Origin of the sequence: Paenibacillus sp. EKM301P (assembly GCF_011800295.1) — a bacterium.
GTDB classification, from domain to species: domain Bacteria; phylum Bacillota; class Bacilli; order Paenibacillales; family Paenibacillaceae; genus Paenibacillus; species Paenibacillus polymyxa.
Genome location: NZ_JAALFM010000007.1, coordinates 70798 through 88353 on the forward strand (window position 1 = coordinate 70798; position 17556 = coordinate 88353).

Sequence of the window (17556 nt, forward strand, 5' to 3'; positions counted from 1 at the left end):
AGGAAACGGCGTTTTATGATGGACTGAATTTTAAAAATCAAAGTTGTCCGGATCTGGACCTACCCGAAGATTGGCATTTAACTCCTGAATTTGATCCATATCCTCACGCGTCAATTCAAAGTCAAAAATATCGGCATTTTCGACGATTCGATGCGCCTTGGTGGACTTGGGAATAGTGACGACTCCCTGCTGTACATCCCAGCGTAAAATCACTTGAGCCACCGATTTACCGTGCTTGTTCGCTATGTCTTGCAGCACCGGATGATCGAGCAATTGACCCTGCATGAGCGGGGACCAGGCTTCCATTTGGATGTTGTTCTTTTGACAGAATTGCAGCAGCTCGGTTTGGGTTAGCTGCGGGTGAAATTCCACCTGATTGACCATTGGCTTGATTTCTGCATCCTGCATGAGATCTTCCAAATGATGAATTTGGAAGTTGCTGACTCCGATGGCCTTAATCCGTCCTTCTTTATACAAGGACTCCAAAGCTCTCCAAGCTTCTTTGTACTTCCCTTGAACCGGCCAATGAATCAGATATAGATCCAGATAGTCCAGTCCCAGTTTGTTTAGGCTTGCTTCATAAGCCGCTCGTGTCTCTTCATAGCCTAAATCTGCATTCCACACTTTGGAGGTGACGAATAGTTCTTCTCTGGACAGATTATTCTCCGAGAGGGCTTCCTGAATAGCCTGTCCTACACTGTTTTCATTCGCATAGATTGCCGCTGTATCTATACTGCGGTAGCCATGCTTTACAGCAGCCTTCACAGCATTGACCAGCTCTGAACCTTCTTCTACTTTAAATACCCCGATGCCAAACCAAGGCATGCGAACTCCGTTGTGCAATGTTGTTGTGCTTTGTAGGTTTTGTGTCATTTTGTATCTTCCTCTCTATTTTTTAAAAGTTTTAGCCTACCAAGGCGGTTGTATCCCTTTTTTCGAGCATACGACTCCAGACTGTCAGTAGAACCGCCACCAAAACCATTACCCCACCGACCCAAGTTGTATGCATGAGACCCATTGAATCTGTCACAATACCTCCCACATATGCTCCGATTGCGATCCCTGCATTGAAGGCCGCAATATTAACAGCAGAGGCGACATCGACCGCTTTGGGTGCAAAACGTTCGGCTAACATAACTACATACACCTGTAGACCAGGCACATTCATAAACGCAAGCAATCCCATAAAGAAAATCGTCACCAGACCTGCCGTTTGAAATGGCACGGTAAACCACAGCAGAAACAGGATCACAGCTTGAATCAGAAACATGTAAAACAAAGCTGAAAGCGGTCTGCGGTTCGCAGCTTTTCCACCGATGACATTCCCGATAGCAATGGCGATTCCATACAATAAGAGAATGAACGTTACCGTATTTTCTCCAAAACCGGTTATGTCATGAAGTAATGGAGATAAATAAGTAAACACGACGAATGTGCCCCCATATCCCAAGGCAGTAATGATAAATGCAAGTAGCAAGCGACCATTCGTAACCAGTTTGACCTGCTCGCTGAAAGGAGTCTTATTCCCTTTTCGGAGCGTAGAGGGCAGCAGAATCAGATTAGCAATGAGGGCCACAACACCGACGATCACAATAGCCATAAATGCAGCCCGCCAACCCCATTGCTGCCCCACGTAGGTGCCCAACGGCACCCCTGTCACGGTGGCAACGGTCAAGCCGGAGAACATAATCGAAATGGCACTCGCCCGCCGATCATCGGGAACAAGGTCGGCCGCGATGGTGGACCCGATGGACATGAACACTCCATGGGAGAACGCCGAGATGACACGTGCAATCAGCAGCAGGGTGATTCCACTAGAGACCGCAGCAAGGCTGTTGCCTGCTATAAACACAATCATGATCCACAGCAGTAGCGTTTTACGAGGAACACTCGATGTTAACGAGGTCAACACAGGTGCCCCAATGGTAACCCCTAATGCATACAGCGTTACAGTTAGTGCGGACATTGTTACGGATATGTGCAAGTCTTCAGCGATCAGGGGAAGCAATCCTACGCTGATGAACTCAGTGGTCCCAATGGCAAAGGCGCTTACGGCTAAAGCCAGTAATGGCCAGATACTTCGTTTGGATTCTGGCGACATGTTTTTCACTCCTATCTATAGTAATCTTCGACCAGCAGATGTTATTATGAGTTATTCAATCAATTATGAACAGTACGTACTTTTTAGTGATATAGGTACCAAAAAGTACCCTAGAGGCGACATACACGGAGGGATCGGCATTGGGAAAGAAAAAATACAATATCTCTGTTGAGGCGACATTAGAGGTGATCGGGGGAAAATGGAAGTGTGTGATTCTGTGTCATTTGACTCATGGAAAAATGCGGACAAGTGAATTAAAGCGCATGATGCCTTCCATAACACAAAAAATGCTGACTCAACAGCTTCGTGAATTAGAGGAAGACGGCATTGTCAATCGGATTAGTTATAATCAGGTTCCACCCAAAGTGGAGTACGAGCTTAGTGAATATGGATGTAGTTTGAAAAGCATTTTGGATTCACTTTGTGCCTGGGGAGAAAGACATATTATTAAAGAATACGGGGATAAATCTGCGGTTTTGGAGGATAACATTCTGAATAAGCTGTAAAGCAAAAAAAAGCGTCTGCACTAGATCAGCAGGCGCTTTCTCTCTTAGAATTCATGAGTTACGAATTGGACATCATTTTATTTTGTGAAATCAATGACCATACGTCCTTGGATTTTGCCATGCTCCATCTCTTCGAAGATTTCATTGATGTCTTCAAGCGGACGTTTTTGTACAAGAGGAACAACTTTACCTTCTGCAGCAAACTGGAACGCTTCTTTAAGGTCTTCACGAGTACCGACCAAAGAACCGATTACTTGAATGCCGTCCAGAACCAGACGCGGAATGTCCAGATCCATTTTATCGGTTGGAAGACCTACAGCTACGACACGCGCGCCAGCCTTCACAACGTCAATAGCTTGGTTGAAAGGTGTTTTGGCAACAGCAGTAACCACGGTTGCATCCAGACCAGCACCGTTCGTTAATTCCTTAGCTCGGGCGACTGGATCTTCTTTCATGCTGTTAACAATATAATCAGCACCAATTTTTTTGGCCAGTTCGAGTTTTTCATCACTGATGTCAAAGGCTACAACTTTAGCATTGAATACATTTTTAGCGTATTGCACAGCCAGGTTACCCAAGCCGCCGATACCGAAGATACCGATCCATTGTCCTGGTCTGATATCGCTTACTTTAACTGCTTTATATGTTGTAACCCCTGCGCAAGTTACACTGCTCGCAGCGGCAGGATCAAGATTATCTGGTACTTTGACCGCATAGTCAGCTGTGACAATACATTGTTCTGCCATTGCACCATCTACCGTGTATCCGGCATTTTTAACTTCACGACACAAAGTTTCCCGTCCGGTTAAACAATATTCGCAGTGACCGCAGCTTTCGAACATCCAGGCAATACTTACGCGATCGCCAATTTTAAGACTGGTCACTCCTTCACCTAATTCAATGACTTTCCCAATACCTTCATGTCCCAGAACTCTGCCTGTGACATCACCGAAATCTGCATTTTTTACGTGTAAATCTGTGTGGCAAACCCCACAATATTCAACTTGGACTAACGCTTCCCCATGTTTCAGGGAGCGCAAAGGTTTCTCTTCTACACTAACTTTCTTGTCTTTTGTAACAATTGCTGCTTTCATGTAGATCTCTCCTTTGAGTGGATATGGAATTATTTTGTAATGCACACCCCACTATTATAGTTACTTCCCCCAAAGAGGACAAACAAAATTTCACCACTCCATTATTCTCTCTACACCCCGGTAATAATAAGCAACCATTTCTACCTTTTTCCTAAGTCCTTGTACCCTTGCAGGAACTTTGTACAATAATTTACAATGTAAAAAGTTTCACATACTCTATTTGGAAGAAGGATAAAGAAACATGAAAAAACATTGGAGAGGTTGCTTGTTCAGCATATTTTCCATAATCTTGGCACTGTCGGTAACAGGATGTACATCACCCGCCACTTCTAGTACTACTCGCGCATCATCGTCATCAGCTAACAACGCTCATGCAGTTGTTCAGAAAAGCCCGCACTGGTCCTACGAAGGGGATGAAGGACCGGAGCATTGGGGGGAGCTGGAAAAGGATTTTGTCGCTTGTGGTAACGGTCAGGAACAATCTCCCATCAACATAGAGCATTCCCATCTGGAAGCTTCGCATACGCAGCAGCCGTTGCAGGTTCATTATTCAACCACTAAAGTATCCATACTAAATAATGGACATACCGTCCAAGTCAATGCGGCTAGTCCCAGCAATAATATTGTCGTGGACGGCACTACATTCACCTTAAAGCAGTTCCATTTTCATCATCCAAGTGAACACCAAATAGACGGTAAAAATGCTGAAATGGAGCTTCATTTTGTTCATCAAAGCGACAACGGAAGCACAGCTGTCTTAGGGGTTCTTATACAAAGTGGCAAAGAAAACAAGGCCTTCAACCGCATCTGGTCCAAACTGCCAAAAGGTATCTCTCAAGAAGCGAACTTGGAGGGAGAAATAAATCTTGCCTCGCTGCTGCCAAAAGACCTGCACTCCGTTCGCTACAACGGATCACTGACTACCCCGCCATGTACAGAACATGTGAATTGGACGGTATTGGAACAGCCTATTGAAATGTCGGCAGACCAAATCAATCAGTTTGCTGCCATTTTTCCCGACAACCATCGTCCTGTACAACAGCTGGGAACCCGTGAGCTGAAGACCGATAAATAATAAAATATGTCTGGACCAAAGTCTTCAGGCCAGTAGTAATACTGACCATCTTCATCACAGCGTCAGGAATCTTCACGATCAGATCAAGAGACACAGCCCCCCTCTTTCGGGTAGTTTCACTGTGTCTTTCCCACCGGTTGCCTTGTCACTCACTATAATATAAACGGGAATATAGTAGAAATTATGTGCCGATAACTAACACTCTCTAAATGAGAGCCACATACTTTATACTAACTATTTATAGTAAAGGAGTTGGCAAGATGTCTGTTAAAAGAGTTAGCCGCCGGACTAAAAAAGTTGTCCCTCCAATTCTTAGATATCGAACTAAACATCAAACTAAATTTAGAGTTACTCAAGTACGTAACGGGAGTTTTGAAAATAGTTCCTTTTCGCCATGGCGCCCTGTAGGTAATGTATCTCTCGCGCGCGTTCGCCCTCATACAGGCAGGGCAAATGCCCGCTATTCGGTTCTGCCAGGTCAAAGTGCATCATTAACTCAAACTCTTTCTCTAAGTCCCTTTCGTTCATATCGATTAACATTTTTTGCTGAATCACCAAGTTCCACTGGTATCCTCCGGGTTAGACTTCTAAGTAGCACATTTTCAGGTGGAGTACTAAACCTCATAAGTATTCCTTCAGGAAGATACCAAAGTTATAGTTTGACTATTCCAGCAGCTTCTTTATTAGGCCGTTCAGTCTTTAATTTAGAATTCCAAGTTACTGGTACAGGAACAGGATCCCAGCTGTCAGTATTAAATCTTGATACTGTTTCTATGGTTTCTATATAATAAACCAAATATAAAGGCCGCCTTATATATAATACAAACAAGAAGCCTCCTCATTCATCTGATAGAGGAGGCTTCTTGTTATTAAAGTTGCTGTCTACTTACCATCGTTATAATCGCACCAGTTGCTCCACCTTCACCGGCAGACCTGTGCGCATAGAGCGGTTGGCAGCGATGCCTGTTAAAATGGACCATGCGCCATCAATATGGGAGGCCGCACGATGAAACCGATCCTCTGCCGGCTTATCGAAAATATCCCGCAGCATGACCGGATCTCCTCCGCCATGTCCCCCCACGCCTTCCTCTACTTCGACCTCGTAAGGTGCTGCAAAGTGAGGATAGATCGTGATGGTTTTCTCTTTTAGCGCCCCCTCATCTGCCTTGCTGCCACCGGAATTAACATAGGATTGCTCGGACACCCGAACTTCCATCCGTCCCTTGGTGCCGTTAAATACGATGATAAAGCCCTCCCAAGGCATATAAGCGTTCAGTGAATAGTTCATTACCGTTTTATTCTGATACTTCACCATGACACTGAGCGTATCCTCGATACTGATATTGTCGCCAAATACGCTTTGGTCCCGCACATATCCATCCTCATGCTCCGCATCCAGATACATACTTTTTAGATGCTCGTTACGATCCAGGTGTAAGGCAAAAGGGTCATTCTCCGCCGCCTTGCTGCCGTAAGCCCGTTGATAGAACTCCGTCACGCCACGCTGCTCCGCATTCTCCCGGCCATAAAATTTCAAATCACCCAGCGCATACACCGTCTCCGGCTTCGAGCCAAGCCAGAAGTTCATCAGATCAAAATGATGGGTTGATTTGTGCACCAACAGACCGCCGCTATTGCGCTTGTCCCGGTGCCAGCGGCGGAAATAATCCGCGCCATGCTGGGTATTCAGCAGCCATTCAAAATTGACTGATAAGATGTCACCCAGTGTCCCGTCCATGATAACCTCACGGATTTTCGTATTATGCGGGGCATAGCGATAGTTAAAGGTGACGCGCAGTTTCCGTCCCGTGCGTTCTATAGCATCCAGAATGTCTTGGCATTTGTCCTCGTCAACTGTCATCGGCTTCTCGGAAATGACATCACAGCCCAGCTCCATCGCCCGGATAATATACCGATGATGCACCCGGTCAATGGTAGTGACGATGACGATATCCGGCTTCACCTCCGCGATCATCCGATCAAATTCGTGAGCTTTATAGGTTGGAATCAGCTGGTGCTCGTATTTCTCTTGCAACAGCCGATTGGCATAGTCCATTCTCGTCTGGTTGACGTCACAGAACGCGACTAGCTCTGATGTATCTTTGAAAACGGTAACAACTTCACCGTAAAAAAATTCAGCTCTTCCTCCGGTGCCCACAAGTGCATATTTGATTTTAGCCAATAGGTTCACACCCTTTACATGAATTACTTCTATTTTATAGTATAAGAAAGAGCGAAATCTTCGCTTTTATTGTGAATCGGTCCAAAAAGTATGCATATATTATCCTCATGAATATTTTCATAAAGGAGCACGTCGTTATGATCGCCACTCCCCATTTTGCTATCGAGCAAGCGCTCCGGATGGTGCCGTTTAGCATGTCTGCCGACCATGTCCATCAAGCGCATGAAATCTATTATCTGCTGGCAGGAGAGCGTTACTACTACATTAATCAGCGTGTATACGCACTACAGAAGGGCGATCTGATCTGGATCAGCAAACATAATTTCCACCGTACGAGTAACAAAGGGAACGGCAGCCATGAGCGAATTTTGATCAACTTTGATGAAGCGTTTGTAGGCTCGTCCACGTCTGTCACTCCATCCGGCGATCAGAATCACCTGCTATTGCCTGAAAAAAGCTTTTTGCTTCGCCCCTCTGCAGCAGAACAACGCGAGTTGGAGCATCTGTTCCAGCAAATGCTGGATGAATACCATCAAGAGCATGCCTACCGATATATGTATCTTCAAAGCCTGCTGCTGCAGCTACTGATACGAATCCGCCGCATACAATCAACGGCTCCGGACACCATAGCGCCTGAGCGCAGCGAGAAGCAGCAGCGCGTGTACTCGGTGATTGAGTATCTGCATATCCACTATGCCGAGAAGCTATCGTTGGAGCAACTGGCAGGACACTTTTATATTAGCAGCACCTATCTGTGCCGCATTTTCAAGCAGACCACAGGTTTTACGTTGGTCGAGTATCTTCAGGATGTACGGGTCCAGCAGGCTCGGGCGTATTTGAAGGAAACAAACTGGAAAGTGACCGCCATTGCTGAAAAAACGGGCTTTGACAGCATTGCTCACTTTGGCCGTGTATTCAAGCATTTCACCGGGCGTACTCCGTTACAGTATCGGAAAGCACATAAAAAGGAGTAGGGAAAAGCCCCTACCCCTTGATACCTGTTAAGGTAATGCCTTCTATAATTTGCTTTTGGGCAATGATGTAGACGATGAGCACCGGGACGACAGAGATGGTGGTACCTGCCATCATCAGTGACCAATCGGCGGTATAAAGGCCTTTGAAATTGTTGAGCAAAAGTGGAACTGTAAATTTCTCTGGTGTATTGAGATAGATCAGCGGATCAAGAAAGCTGTTCCAGGCACCCAAAAAGGTGAAAATCCCGATCGCCGCCAATGCCGGACGAATGAGTGGCAGAATGACACTCCAGTAAATGCGAATGTATCCCGCCCCGTCCATGACTGCTGCTTCCTCCAGATCGCGTGGAATTCCCATGACGAATTGACGGAGCAAAAACACCGCGAATGCATTAAACAAGGCTCCAGGTACAATCAGAGACCAATGCGTATCCAGCCAGCCGATACGATCCATCACCAAGTATAGCGGAATCATCGTTACCTGCTTAGGCACCATCATCGTAGCGAGGAACAAAATAAACAATATATCCGAACCCGGAAAACGGATTTTAGCAAAGGCATACGCTGCCATAGATGCGCTAATCAGCGTCGCTGTCACGATGATAAACGTAATGTAAAAGCTGTTCATGTACGCCTGCACGAAGGGCATGGCCTCCAGCGATGCCGGATAGTTGCTCCATACAAACGGATCGGGAATCCATTGTGGCGGAACGACAAAAATTTGAGAGATATCCTTTAAAGAACTGAGGATGGTCCATAGAAATGGAAAAAACATGATTAAAGAGCCGACAGCGAGCAGCACATGGCGCAGGAGCATCCTGCCTCTGCAACTAATCTCCATAGTGCACCCACCTCTTTTGCATTTTAAATTGCAGCAGTGTAAATATGAGAATAATCACGAACAAAATCATTGCCGCTGCCGCACTTTCTCCCATCGTGAAATCAATGAATGCCTGATCGTAAATGTGATACACAAGCGTATAGCTTGCTTTGGCTGGCCCGCCGTTTGTCATGACGAACGCCTGATCGAACACCTGAAAAGAGCTGATGACCATCATGATGGTGACAAAAAAGGTTGTTGGTGACAACAGCGGCAATGTGATATACCTTAGCTGCTGGAACTTGCTGGCCCCGTCAATTTCGGCTGCCTCGTAATAGCTTTTGGAGATGCCCTGAAGTCCTGCCAAAAAAATGACCATGTTGTATCCCAGTCCCAGCCATATGCTAAGTAGAGCAATCGACGGGATCACCCAATGCGTATCGGTAAGCCACATCGGGCCTGCAATGCCAATCGCTCGCAGCAAGTGGTTTAAAATGCCAAATTCACCATTCAGTATCCACATCCAGATGACCCCCACCGATACCGAACTGGTTACGACAGGCATGAAAAAAAACAAGCGATAGATTTCCCTGCCCTTCACTTTATTGAGTACGATAGCTACGAGCAGAGCCAACACAATCCCCACCGGAATGACCAGCACCATATAGTACACTGTATTAATGAGTGCCTTCCAAAAATCAGGATCAGATAATTGACCTTTAAAATTGTCCAAGCCGACAAACAAAGGCACCCCAAAACCATCCCAATTGACAAAGCTTAAGTAAAACGCATACAGCAAGGGCAGCAGTGAAAAACATAACAGACCAAGAAACTGGGGGCCAATAAATAGATAGCCCCACAGCGCTTGATGCTTTTTCTGCATCTTGTCACCTTCCTCCCTGGTCACGACACATCCCGTGTTTACTTGACCGCCTTGGATATGATCTGGTTCAACTTCTCAATAGTTGTCGCAGCATCCTGCTTGCCCAGGAACATCAGGTCAATGGTTTCCGTGATATCGGAGTTCAACCCCGGCACCTGTGCATCATACGCCAATGCAGAACCATAAGCATGCCCTTTATCACGTCCCTCAGTCAGATAGCCCGAGTGCTCAATCGTCGCCTTTTTCATGATGCTCTCATCTGCGGCAGCAAGCGTACCCATGGCATTGCCACCTTCAACCAGCCGCACCTCCTGTCCTTTCACAGAGACGTAGAAGGCTGCCAGCTTCATGGCCTCTTGTACATGCGGACTGTTTTTGTTGACAGCTACATATGCAACCGGGATGGCGACAGGCTCATTTTTACCAGTGTTGGAGGGCCAGTAGATATAATCAAAGTCGAGGCTTTTATTTTGGCTAAACAAGGGCTCCAGCCATCTTCCTGCCGCCAGCATGCCGACCTGATTGGACATGAACATGGCATCTGCCCCCTGCCCTTTTGGGAGTGAGCCAAGGTATACCGCATTTCCCTTTTTCACCATATCGTACATAAAAGCGAACGCTTCCTTGCCCTTTTCATTGTGGTCCAGCACATACTTGCCTTGTTCATCAAAGATCCGGCCACCATTCGACCACACCCATGAATACCAGTGAGCCCACCAGTTTTCCGCAATATAGCCCTGCTTTCCGGCGGCCTTCAGCTTGGATGTAACCTCCTCAAAGGCGTCCCAGTTCCACTTGCCCTCATCATAGTATTCCTGCGGTGTTTTCACACCTGCTTCCTTAAATACCTTTTTGTTGTAGTACATGACCATCGGGTTTGAGTCAGGAGTGACCCCATAGATTTCCCCATCACGCTTGGCCGGACCCCATAATCCTTCCGGAAAATCCTCGGCCTTCACGTCACTTGCCTCACTTTTTAAAAATTCACCCAAAGGCTGCACCTGTTTTGCTCCGATCAAACGCGCAATCGTCGACTCATATGAATAAAAGACATCCGGTCCGCGACTTCCCTGTAGCTGTGTCAACAGCTTTTGCTCATATTGGTCTCCCGGTACTGGTACCAGCTTAACTTCGATATTCGGATTCTCTTTTTCAAATGCATCCAGTGCCCGCTGATACACCTTCACCTCCGCAGGGTTACCCCAAACCTGCATAGCAAGCCGCACCTTTTGTCCATCTGTATTCTCTATTTTGGGGGAAGTGCTGCATGCCGTTGCAAGTAAAAACAGAATGCTGAGGAAAAATCCAATTTTTATCCAACTCATGTAATTGTCCACCTTAACCGCCTCCTGTAGCTTCGCATGGTTGTATATCATCCTTTTTTTAAAGCGCTTACAAAACTTTCCCTATCATCATATGTAGAAGGAGAAAGCGCGATATCCCCATTTTCATTTTTATATAAATTTTTTTCTTTTGAGTGGCTCTGATATGACAGTAACCAAGAGAAAGACATCACGAGGACGTAAAGGTCTGCACAACAAAAAAAGAAGAATGCAGATCACCTGCTTCCTTCTTTTGTATTCCTCCAATTATGATTCCGTTTTCTATGACTTTATTAGCATCTTTTCAAAAGTGTTATAGCCATTTGTTTCGCCTATATAAGTATAGCCACATTGTTGGTAAAAACCGCTAAGCTTGTCATTGCCCGCAATACAATCCAGACGGATTCGATCCTTGCCTGCGAAGCGGATACCTTGCTCAATCCACTGCATAAGCTCACGGCCCAGTCCCTTTCCCGTGTTATCGCGATCTACAACCAAACGATGCAGATACACGGAGGTACCTCCCTCGGAATTCATCCCGTCTAATCCCCACAATCTACAATCCCAAGCACTGGGCTGCTGCTGCAAGATCACTGCGCCTGCCAAGCGATGATCGTCTGAGGTTCGGAAAATAACCACTTCTCCGCGTGAAATAGCGCCACCCAGATTGTGATCATCTTCTCCTTTTAGTAATTTGCCCCATTGCGTGGAACCCTTGCTGTGCAGCCATCTGGCCGTCTTTAAAATTAACTCCTGAATCTCAGCCTGATCTTCACTACTTGCCTGATAAGCCACTATTCCTGGTTTGACGGATGGATCGACAATCGTCATTGATGTCATGCTGCACCTCAACTCTATTTTTTTATGTATAAAATATAGCATAAAAAAAGAGAGTTTGACTTCATCTGTTCTTTTTTGCAACAGCGGTTCCTTCCGCTTGCCGGAAATGATTCTTTTTGCTCCTGCTCATCAGCCATACCAGCATACACTTGATCTTCTAGTAGTAGCTTTCCCATATCGCCCAAACCCTTTACAGAATTTCAATGGTTTCTACACTGAAATTTCAAATAGTCTCAAAATAATTCAAAATAATATTATATTCGCTAAAAAAAGAATATTACTTCTATAAATTGGTTGTTATATTGATTTTGAGAACTCCTACCTTATATGTACGTATATGAATAAAAGGGAGGAAATTTCAGATGGGTGCTATCGAAGATTACCGACGCAAGCTTTATAGAATTGCTTGGAGAATGCAGTATCGTACAAAACGCAATCGGAAACGTGAAATTTCTTTAGAATCCAAGCCTAATCTCTTTCAAACCTCGTTTTCGGAAGAGTCTGATAACAAAATAATGATGCAATCATATATTAATAGATTAAGGTCTGAGACAGGTAAAAAAGTCATCTATGAAATTTACATAAACGATAAAGCAGAAGGCCAAGTTGCCAAGGAACTCCATATTACACAACAGGCGGTGAACAAATGGAAAAAGAAGGCGCTTCACGATTTATGTCAGATGATGAGTTTATGAAATTAGTAGAACTCGCTCAAACCAAATCTGATGTAGAGGCTATGAATGCAATTTTCCAATATTTCGATCCAGATATTAAACGATTAAGTAAATTTATCCGGATGCCAAAAGAGGATGCCATCCAGACCATGAAAACTGAACTTCTAGAGTTCATCATGAAAAAATAATGCGTCCTTGGCGATAAGCTGCTTGTGGTTACTCTACCAGAGGCAGCTTATTTAGCTTTTGCTGTAGTCAAGTTGAAAAGGACTCCTCAACTCTTCTCACATCTTGACCATAATACAGGATAAATTAAAGATTTATCCCAGCACCTATTCTAGCTAGAGGGGCTATTCAAATTCAGAGGGGAATTTTCCTAATCTAGAAAAAATTCATATTCGGTTGTGTAGTTACAGCCCCCAACTCCTATATAAGTGTAGGGGATAATCGAGCAAAGTACATGAATTAAAAAATTTATGTACTTTGCAATTTTCATGATTTGGTTGTAATTTACAGCCTTAAATCACCTACATAAGTGAGAGGGAATTGAAGACTAGCATCAAAGAATGTGGAGCCATTTAGATGGTAGCGACTCCATCAATTCCTCACAAAAAATCAGGAGGTTGATATATTATGGCAAGATCACGAGAGTATGCAGCAACAGTAACGGCAAGTCCGTATCAATTACTAAAAATGAGTGAAGCACAACGTGTCGCATTAGAGAGCGGGAATTTCAGAGGTGGTTCCGCCAACACAGCTGCAATCGTAGCAGGGCTGACAGGAATAACAGCTACGGTTCTGGGGCTGGTCTTCGTTGCAAGCACACCAGTAGGGGTAGCAATGGGAATTGCTTCCCTCGCCTCTACGCTATTTGCCTCAGGCACGGGTTCGACAGTCGAAAATGTCATTAGCAACGGTATTGCGGGCATTGATAAAATCAACAATCAAATTGCCCTTTACGGTGGAAGATACGATCTTTATCAGATTAAATTCCCGTTCCTTGAGTACACTCTACAAGACGGTACCGTTATCCGTTTTATTTCGGGTAATGGCGTTGTGCAAAAAGCACACTCCGGAAATGGATGGGAAGTTTTCTAAGAATGATTCCCAAATAACTGAGAAAAAGGTCGGTTGAGTTTGACAACCGACCTTTTTTATACAAACTAACTACTCCTTCTGGAAAAGTTTATCGATTGAATTTTTGAACGAATGGTAGTCGAATTCGTTTGTTATCATATATTCCTGCCTATTATTTTTTTCCTGATCAAAGATAGATACTAACTTATTATTCTTAAATGTAATTTCATACTTCGATGTTGAATCCTGATTGCTTTTCGGGCGGATGATAATAGTATAGTAAAAAGGAACTTTATCCCCGTTATTCATTCCGTTTGTTTTTTTAAGCTCAATGCCAGATAATTGATCCAATATTGTTTTAACTCCACTCTTTTCCATCACATGCACGTTATAATCGGTTGGTTCATTAGTAATTTTAGTGTGCGTTCTTATGATCTGAAGGTAGACATTATCCATATCGACCTGATCTAACACAGCTTTTTGAATAGAGGTCTTTAAATTCAAAAAATAATAAGTGCCATAAATGCCCCATGCTAGTACTAAAACAATAACAACTGCAATCTTAATAGTTCGATTCTTCATCAATTCACTTCCTTATTTTTTAGTATGATCTCTTTAAAAATATAGCTACTGTAAACGAGGAAATAGGATTCACCGATTAGAAAAAGCAACTTATGTATCCATGTTTCTTGTGACATAATTAAAAATAGGATAATTCCCAATGAGATCATAACCATAATCACTTCTACAATCGTATCGGTTACATTACTGCTCCTATGCTTAATTTGGTATTTTTCGTACAACATCCGACCAATCAAACGGATGGCGTATATACCCATCAACCAATCATAAATATAATGGGGTGGATTATTATATACAATTCGCACTGTTAGGGTAGCCAAGAAAATTATCAAAATAAGAAAATTGGATTCTTCAGCTTCGTCAGCATAGTTCTCTCATCTCAATCCATTTACAATTATTATACATTATCTATTTGATATTTTCATAAAAATAAACATACTTCGCAAAAGAAGGTAATTTTTCGCAATAAAAGGGTGTTTCTGAATCATTCCAGGAGCACCCTTTTTTTATGAGCCGGTTGCAACCCTAAAGGCTGGTTAAAACCAGCCGGGGTATCTGTAGCAAGTAGAATGGCTGATCGGTAGGTAAGGGAGTGAGCCAAGACAAGAGCGGGGAGGCTGGCTCATGCTACTGCTCTAAGGCGGGAAGAGAGTCCATCTAAGAGCCAGTATATACCGCTGGGGCGCTATTCACGCCGATAACTAGAGCGCCTAAGCCGGGAGAGAGCACCCCGACCAAGGCGCTCTACGTTCCTGTCGTTCGTCTTACGCAGCCCACAGAGCGTAAGAGCTGTGGGCTGAATCAAAGAGGGCATGCATACATCATGAGACGCTACGCCGGAGCTTCGTTAATCAACATTGTATGCATGCAAAGAGCAGCACCATGATTCCGCTGCACTCCATCGTCGTGCCCCTGTAAAAGGCTAAATCCCTAGGAATTTTGAAGAGAAGTAAGGAGGTTCTTGAAGAAATCTAGGAACATGACTTGCTTCGCTGCAAGATATTTTCCCCTGGTGTTCACTTATCACAGCCTGCAAGAGCAAAAAGGAGATTTTCGATAATGTTACAATAACAGCAAACAAAATATATTTTTTTACAAAGAAGGAATCTTCATTCTATTTAACGGTTGTTAAATAGAATTTGATAACTCCCTCCCTTATATACACGTATATGAACATAAGGGAGGTAAATTTCGTTGGGAGCCATTGAACATTATAGACGCGAACTTTATAGAATTGCTTGGCGAATGCAGTATCGGGAAAAACGTGATCGCAAACGTGAAGTTTCTATGGAATGCAGTCCTGACCTCTTCCAACTCTCTTTTTCGGAAGAATCTGATAATAAAGTGATGTTACAATCTTATATTAATAAATTAGAGTGTGAAACAAGCAAAAAGGTCATCTATGAAATTTACATAAACGACAAAACAGAGGCCCAGGTAGCCAGAGAACTCAAAATCACTCAACAGGCGGTGAACAAATGGAAGAAAAAGGCTCTTTGCGAATTATGTCAGATGATGAGTTTATAAAGTTAGTAAAACTTGCCCAAACCCAATCCGATGTAGAGGCCATGAATGCAATCTTTCAATATTTCGATCAAGATATTAAACGATTAAGCAAACTTTTACGTATGCCAAAAGTGGATGCTACTCAGAGTATGAAAACCCAACTTCTTAAACTAATCATGAAAAAATAAGAAATCCTTTATCGAAAGCTGTTTCTGGAACCTACCGGAAGCAGCTTATTTCGTTTTTGCTTCGACATTCTTCAGCATGGGCTAAACAGTTCAAAAGGCATTTTCTTTGATCAGAAAAAAATTCATTGTGCGGTTGTGTAGTTACACTCCCCAACTCCTATATAAGTGTAGGGGATAAATCGGGCAAAGTACATGAATCTCAAAAGGTTATGTCTTCGCAGTTTCCGCAATTTGGTTGTAATTTACAGCCTTAAATCACCTACATAAGTGAAAGGGAATTGAAGACTGATATCAAATAAATGTGGAGCCATTTAGATGTCAGCGACTCCATCAATTCTCGTCTAAAAAAAATTTGGAGGTAGTTAAATATGGCACAAGTTCATTCTCAACACACACAATATCTTTCAAAAGATCAATTAAAGGAAATGGTCGAACAATATACTGGAAAATCGGCTTCTTCATTAGGATGGGCAATCGGTTCATTTGGAATTAAAATGTGTGCTAAAGCTATTCAGGCAAAACTTCCGCCTGTGGTCTATGCATGGATTGGGGCTATTACTACAGTTGTAGCTGGTGCAGCCCTTCTTCGTGATATCAGTACCTATACTGAAAGACAGGATTTTGTAGGCCTGCTGCAAAATCTTATCGACAATCCTAGACAGTTCAACAGATTCAAAGTAGTGTCAACAATTTGGATGGAATGGCATGAAGGCCCGACAATGGGATACTACACTTACTATACGACAGTTTCCTATGATGTAGCCTAAGAAGTAACACACAAAAAAAGAGGGTGGATCAATTCCACCCTTTTTTTATGATTTCTTTAGAATTTATGCCGATGTAAATGAGGAAATATGATTCTGCTATGAGAAAAAGCGACTTATGCCACCATGTTTCTTGTGACATAAATAAAAATAGGATAATTCCAAGTGAGATCATAAGCATAATCAGTTCTACAATCGTGTCGGTTATAATACTGGTTCTATGACTGTTCTGATACTTTTCGTACATCGTTCGACCAATCAAACGAACGGCGTATGCACCCATCAACCAATCATAAATATAGTCGGGCGGATTATTATATACAATTCGCACCGTGAAGGTAGCCAAGAAAATCATCAAAATAAGAAAAATGGGATTCTTCAGCTTCGTCAGCATAGTTCTCTCCTCTCACTCCATTTACAATTATTATACATTATCTGTTTAGAATTTTCATAAAATAAACATACTTCTCAAAAGAAGGTAATTTGTCACGATAAAGGGGTGTTTCTGGATCAATCCAGGAACACCCCTTTTTTTATGAGCCGTTTGAAACCCTAAAGGCTGGTTTTAACCGGCCGGGGTATCTATAGCAAATAGGCTCGCTGATCGGCAAGTAAGGGAGCGAGCAGGGAAGCTGGCTCATGCTAGTGACTCTAAGGAGGCAAGAACGCCCGCCTAAGAGTCAGTACGCACCGCTGGTCCGTTATTCACGCCGATAATTAGAGACGCTTAGGCCGGGCGAGAACACCCCGGCCAAAACGCTTTACGTTCCTGTCGTTCATTTCACGCAGCCCAGGGAGCGTAAGAGCCGTGGGCGGAATCAAAGATGGCAAGCACACATCATGAACCGCTACGCTAATCATCATGTATGCATGCACAGGGCAGTACCATGATTCCGCTGCGTTCCATCATTGTGCTATGGAAGTAGAGGCGAAGAAGAAGGGATGTTCATTCTATTTAACGGTTGTTA

General features: G+C 43.7%; 20 protein-coding genes. 10 read left to right on the plus strand and 10 right to left on the minus strand.

The features are described from left to right. Positions 1 to 30 precede the first annotated feature (30 nt). Positions 31 to 873: an aldo/keto reductase gene (locus HFD99_RS17525; protein ID WP_019685849.1), complete on the minus strand. Its 843-nt coding sequence runs from the start codon at positions 871 to 873 to the stop codon at positions 31 to 33. Between the two features lie 31 nt (positions 874 to 904). Continuing rightward, positions 905 to 2101, minus strand: coding sequence for an MFS transporter (locus HFD99_RS17530; protein ID WP_016820204.1), 1197 nt, complete (start codon positions 2099 to 2101; stop codon positions 905 to 907). Positions 2102 to 2241: 140 nt separating this feature from the next. Here HFD99_RS17530 and HFD99_RS17535 point away from each other — a divergent pair, with 140 nt between their 5' ends. Then, positions 2242 to 2607, plus strand: coding sequence for a winged helix-turn-helix transcriptional regulator (locus tag HFD99_RS17535; protein WP_013368959.1), 366 nt, complete (start codon positions 2242 to 2244; stop codon positions 2605 to 2607). Between the two features lie 77 nt (positions 2608 to 2684). On the opposite strand, the gene adhP is transcribed toward HFD99_RS17535, so the two are convergent. Beyond that, the gene (gene adhP, locus HFD99_RS17540; protein ID WP_016820203.1) at positions 2685 to 3701 is read right to left on the minus strand and encodes an alcohol dehydrogenase AdhP; all 1017 of its coding nucleotides are present in this window, start codon (positions 3699 to 3701) and stop codon (positions 2685 to 2687) included. Between the two features lie 241 nt (positions 3702 to 3942). On the opposite strand from adhP, the gene HFD99_RS17545 reads away from it, so the two are divergent. After that, the gene (locus HFD99_RS17545; RefSeq protein WP_025363760.1) at positions 3943 to 4776 is read left to right on the plus strand and encodes a carbonic anhydrase; all 834 of its coding nucleotides are present in this window, start codon (positions 3943 to 3945) and stop codon (positions 4774 to 4776) included. Positions 4777 to 5036: 260 nt separating this feature from the next. Beyond that, a complete protein-coding gene (locus tag HFD99_RS17550; protein ID WP_123796654.1) occupies positions 5037 to 5564 on the plus strand; it encodes a hypothetical protein in 528 nt (175 codons plus the stop codon). A 107-nt stretch (positions 5565 to 5671) separates the two neighbouring features. Here HFD99_RS17550 and HFD99_RS17555 read toward each other — a convergent pair whose 3' ends face one another. Next, a complete protein-coding gene (locus tag HFD99_RS17555; RefSeq protein ID WP_017425665.1) occupies positions 5672 to 6958 on the minus strand; it encodes a Gfo/Idh/MocA family protein in 1287 nt (428 codons plus the stop codon). Between the two features lie 137 nt (positions 6959 to 7095). Between HFD99_RS17555 and HFD99_RS17560 the strand changes: the two genes are divergently transcribed. Further along, positions 7096 to 7932 (plus strand): helix-turn-helix transcriptional regulator, encoded by an 837-nt coding sequence (locus tag HFD99_RS17560; RefSeq protein ID WP_025363758.1) that lies wholly within the window; start codon positions 7096 to 7098, stop codon positions 7930 to 7932. Between the two features lie 10 nt (positions 7933 to 7942). On the opposite strand, the gene HFD99_RS17565 is transcribed toward HFD99_RS17560, so the two are convergent. The 4 genes from HFD99_RS17565 to HFD99_RS17580 all read right to left on the minus strand — a co-directional run bounded on the left by HFD99_RS17565 (position 7943) and on the right by HFD99_RS17580 (position 11797). Next, positions 7943 to 8773: a carbohydrate ABC transporter permease gene (locus tag HFD99_RS17565; protein WP_017425663.1), complete on the minus strand. Its 831-nt coding sequence runs from the start codon at positions 8771 to 8773 to the stop codon at positions 7943 to 7945. Continuing rightward, the gene (locus HFD99_RS17570) at positions 8763 to 9635 is read right to left on the minus strand and encodes a carbohydrate ABC transporter permease (protein WP_017425662.1); all 873 of its coding nucleotides are present in this window, start codon (positions 9633 to 9635) and stop codon (positions 8763 to 8765) included. Before HFD99_RS17570 ends, HFD99_RS17565 begins: the two co-directional genes overlap by 11 nt. Before the next feature lie 38 nt (positions 9636 to 9673). After that, positions 9674 to 10972, minus strand: coding sequence for an ABC transporter substrate-binding protein (locus HFD99_RS17575; RefSeq protein WP_025363757.1), 1299 nt, complete (start codon positions 10970 to 10972; stop codon positions 9674 to 9676). A gap of 267 nt (positions 10973 to 11239) precedes the next feature. Next, on the minus strand, positions 11240 to 11797 hold the full coding sequence (locus HFD99_RS17580) for a GNAT family N-acetyltransferase (protein WP_025363756.1): 558 nt from the start codon (positions 11795 to 11797) through the stop codon (positions 11240 to 11242). A gap of 362 nt (positions 11798 to 12159) precedes the next feature. Here HFD99_RS17580 and HFD99_RS17585 point away from each other — a divergent pair, with 362 nt between their 5' ends. From HFD99_RS17585 to HFD99_RS17595, 3 genes are all read left to right on the plus strand, one after another. Continuing rightward, entirely contained in the window at positions 12160 to 12492 is a 333-nt protein-coding gene (locus HFD99_RS17585) for a hypothetical protein (RefSeq protein WP_025363755.1), read from the plus strand. Next, complete coding sequence (locus HFD99_RS17590; protein WP_225164832.1) at positions 12444 to 12659, plus strand: helix-turn-helix domain-containing protein; 216 nt, start codon at positions 12444 to 12446, stop codon at positions 12657 to 12659. Before HFD99_RS17585 ends, HFD99_RS17590 begins: the two co-directional genes overlap by 49 nt. 445 nt (positions 12660 to 13104) lie before the next feature. Beyond that, positions 13105 to 13569 carry a hypothetical protein gene (locus tag HFD99_RS17595; RefSeq protein ID WP_017425658.1) on the plus strand — a complete coding sequence of 155 codons (465 nt, stop codon included), beginning with the start codon at positions 13105 to 13107 and terminating at the stop codon, positions 13567 to 13569. Positions 13570 to 13638: 69 nt separating this feature from the next. Here the strand turns inward: HFD99_RS17595 and HFD99_RS17600 are convergent, their stop codons facing one another. Next, positions 13639 to 14130: a hypothetical protein gene (locus tag HFD99_RS17600; protein WP_025363753.1), complete on the minus strand. Its 492-nt coding sequence runs from the start codon at positions 14128 to 14130 to the stop codon at positions 13639 to 13641. Positions 14131 to 15324: 1194 nt separating this feature from the next. On the opposite strand from HFD99_RS17600, the gene HFD99_RS17605 reads away from it, so the two are divergent. From HFD99_RS17605 to HFD99_RS17615, 3 genes are all read left to right on the plus strand, one after another. Next, a complete protein-coding gene (locus HFD99_RS17605; protein ID WP_017425654.1) occupies positions 15325 to 15657 on the plus strand; it encodes a hypothetical protein in 333 nt (110 codons plus the stop codon). After that, positions 15609 to 15824 (plus strand): hypothetical protein, encoded by a 216-nt coding sequence (locus HFD99_RS17610; RefSeq protein ID WP_225164831.1) that lies wholly within the window; start codon positions 15609 to 15611, stop codon positions 15822 to 15824. The genes HFD99_RS17605 and HFD99_RS17610 overlap by 49 nt, the downstream gene beginning before the upstream one ends. 368 nt (positions 15825 to 16192) lie before the next feature. Continuing rightward, the gene (locus HFD99_RS17615) at positions 16193 to 16591 is read left to right on the plus strand and encodes a hypothetical protein (protein ID WP_017425652.1); all 399 of its coding nucleotides are present in this window, start codon (positions 16193 to 16195) and stop codon (positions 16589 to 16591) included. 28 nt (positions 16592 to 16619) lie between these two features. Here the strand turns inward: HFD99_RS17615 and HFD99_RS17620 are convergent, their stop codons facing one another. Beyond that, positions 16620 to 16982, minus strand: a complete 363-nt coding sequence (locus HFD99_RS17620) for a hypothetical protein (protein WP_039276615.1) — start codon at positions 16980 to 16982, stop codon at positions 16620 to 16622. Positions 16983 to 17556: the final 574 nt, after the last annotated feature.